We start from the raw sequence: 3,230 nt of genomic DNA on the forward strand, positions 1-3,230 counted from the left end.
AATATGCACAGATTAAATTTGTGTAATTAGTGAAATTCGTGGACAATCATATTTTTTCAATTGACATTATTATCCATTATTTCAGGAGATGAATCGATTGGAAATCGGGTGAAATAGATGAAATTATCAAAACATGCAGATAGAACAGAAAAAATCGTCGGCGTTCGAGCTGAAGATATTCACAAGTGGATCGATGGACTTTTTGATGCCGAGAATTTTCATATTTTCATGCATTCGGGACGCTTTCATGGTTACGATCCTTATGATCATCGCAAATTCCGTCATTGTCTCGAAGCACTCCCGGAAGCTTATGAAGAATTTAAAGGGAAATACACAAAAGAGCAGATCAAAGGTGTTTTCGAGTGTCATCTAAAAGATGATTATAATGGTTATCTCCCTCATCGTGAGGATTTTGAGAATGGAACATTTACGGAAAAATACCATGAAAACGATGAGCGAGCAGAATCAGAAACCATTTTGAGCCAGGAAGAATTAAGCGAATATTTCAAAGGAAAAAAGCATTCACAACAAAACAAACTTTCCGGAAATCTTTCCAAAGGATTTATCTACAGGATCGTCGTTCCCACCATAATTGCCATAATTTTATTCGTTACCTCCATTTTCATCATCGTCGTTCCTGTTTTCAGATCAAATATGATGAACCGGAAAAAAGAGATGATCAAAGAACTGACATCTTCTGCTGTTAGTGTGATCGAATATTATATCGAACTGGAAAGAAGCGGAATATTACCTGAAAATACAGCTAAAGAAAAAGCCGCTGCTCAGATCAAAGAGATGCGTTACGGAGACGAAAACAAAGATTATTTCTGGATAACCGATATGTATCCGAAAATGATCATGCATCCTTATCGAACCGATCTGACCGGAGAAGACCTTTCTGAATACAAAGACATTAAAAACAAAAGCGGAAAGAAACTTTTTGTCGAATTTGTTCGTCTGGTGAAGGAAAGTAATGAAGGATATCTGAATTATTTATGGCAATGGAAAGACGATGCTTCCCGAACTGTTCCGAAGCTATCTTATGTCAGGGGAATTCCTCAGTGGAACTGGATCATCGGAACCGGAATTTACATCGATGATGTGCAAGAAGAAATCAATAGTTTAACCAATAAATTACTGCTGGTTTTTGGTTTTATTTCTCTGGTTTTGATCTTCATTCTGGTAAATGTCATTCTGCAAAGCCGGAGGATCGAACACGACAGATTACGGGCAGAAACCGGACTCAGAGAAGCAAAAGACAGGTATCGAGTATTGGTGGAAGCTTCAAATGAAGGTGTTATCCTGGAGGTTGCCGGAAAAAACATTTATTCAAACCTGACCTTACAGCGAATGCTGGGTTATGCAGAAGAAGAGCTGGCTTCTATGAACATCATGAATTTGCTCTCGCAGAACAAAACAATAAATAAAACAGCGATCGCTCATCTCGAGCAACTTCTATCGGGAAAGACAAAATCATCAAAATTTGAAGCTCAAGTAAAAACAAAAAGCGGAAAAGTTCTCGATGTTATGATCACCACTTCACGCATTTTTTTTTCAAAGAAAAACGGACATGTGATTTCATTCAGAGAGATCGTTCATAAAGAAGCAAGTGAAGTTCTCAAATCTGTTGACGGATTTCAAAACCAGGTTGGAAATTTGTTCATTTCCAAAAAAGTCGGAGATGTTTGCCGACCATTTACCACTCAAGATAAAGATAAAATTCCGGAAGAACAATTAATAAGTTCAAACTCTCTCGTTTTCAATGCTTTGAACATTTTGGAGAAAAAAGAAATCGATTCCTTGTATATCCAAAATGAAAATAACAAAATTATTGGAATCATCGAACTCTCTGATATTGCAAAATTATACGGCGGATTACCTGCGGAATTGCTGCTGGAAATTGAGAACAGCAGAAGTGTCGGGCATGTTATCTTTACTTTGAATCGCCTGCCTTTGCTGATCAAGGAAATGACAAATCAGGGAACAAATCCGGAAGCTCTCAAACAGACTATAGGAAGGATGTTCGATGCTGCGATCAAAAAGTTCATTAATATTTCTCTGAAAGCTTCCGGAAAAGCACCTGTTCCGTTCGCATTTTTATCTCTCGGAAGCAATGCCCGTCATGAAATGACGATGTTCTCGGATCAGGATAATGCTCTTGTTTTCACCGATGTTGAGAAATATGACCTGATGAAAGTCAGACGGTATTTCCTTAATCTTGCCGACGGAGTATGTTCAAAACTGAATAAAGCAGGCTATCCGTATTGTCCGGGCGGAATTATGGCTGTGAATCCGAAATGGTGTCTTTCGCTCTCGGAATGGAAAGATAAATTTTCCGATTGGATTTTGAATGCAACTCCCGAGTCTATTTTGGAAGTGAACATTTTCCTGGATATTCATTGTGTTTTTGGAGAGACAAACCTCGTTGCAGAATTGCAGCAACATATTCTGGAATTAACTGATCGGAATCCACAGTTTTTTATCCACTTTGCGAGAAATTGCCTGACTTATAAAGCACCGTTGAATTTGCTTGGACGGATCCGCACAGAAACAAAAGCCGGCGTGAAAACAATGAATATCAAAGAGAATCTGAAACCGCTGGAAATTATTGCCCGAATTTATGCTTTGAAATATAAAATTACGGAAGTCGGCACTCTTGATAGATTGAGAAAAATGATCGACTTGAATGTAACTCAAAGCACGACTTTCAAAGAGATGATCTATGTTTTTGATTATTTATGGAGAATCCGCTTTTTGACCCAGATCAAATCACATCGAGAGTTAAGGCAGGTAAACGACGAAATAGACCTGAACACGATTTCCGACATCGAAAGACTGAACCTGCGTAATGTTCTTTCAAAAATATCCTCTTTTCAGACTATGCTCAATTTTGATTTTCTCGATGGCTCGGTGTAAGACTGAAACCTTGCGAAATGTGTCCTGTTCTTGACGGATCCCCGAACTTTTTCATGAAATTAAAGGGAATCTCTTCGACCTTTATCAATCTTTGGATGATTGTTTGAGGTCTTAAACATTAGGAACATTAAAACTTGGATGGAGAATGAATCTTGACAAAATCAATCTGAAAAAATGAAGTCTGAAAAAATAAATAATCGAGGTTGAAATGCCAATAATTTATGATAACATTGAAAAGAAACTGGAAGAAGGTTTAAATCAAGCATTAGAAGTATCCCAACGATCCGACTTTTGTGTTGGTTATTTCAATTTAC

General features: G+C 37.6%; 1 protein-coding gene. It reads left to right on the forward strand.

What is annotated here, in order from left to right:
- Positions 1 to 117: 117 nt before the first annotated feature.
- Complete coding sequence (locus ENL20_04245; protein ID HHE37766.1) at positions 118 to 2,916, forward strand: PAS domain S-box protein; 2,799 nt, start codon at positions 118 to 120, stop codon at positions 2,914 to 2,916.
- Positions 2,917 to 3,230 lie beyond the last annotated feature (314 nt).

This window comes from Candidatus Cloacimonadota bacterium, assembly GCA_011372345.1.
GTDB lineage: Bacteria > Cloacimonadota > Cloacimonadia > Cloacimonadales > TCS61 > DRTC01.

Bases quoted from the DNA above. Each gene is read 5' to 3' on its own strand.
- ENL20_04245 (HHE37766.1), top strand. From the start codon at position 118: ATGAAATTATCAAAACATGCAGATAGAACAGAAAAAATCGTCGGCGTT.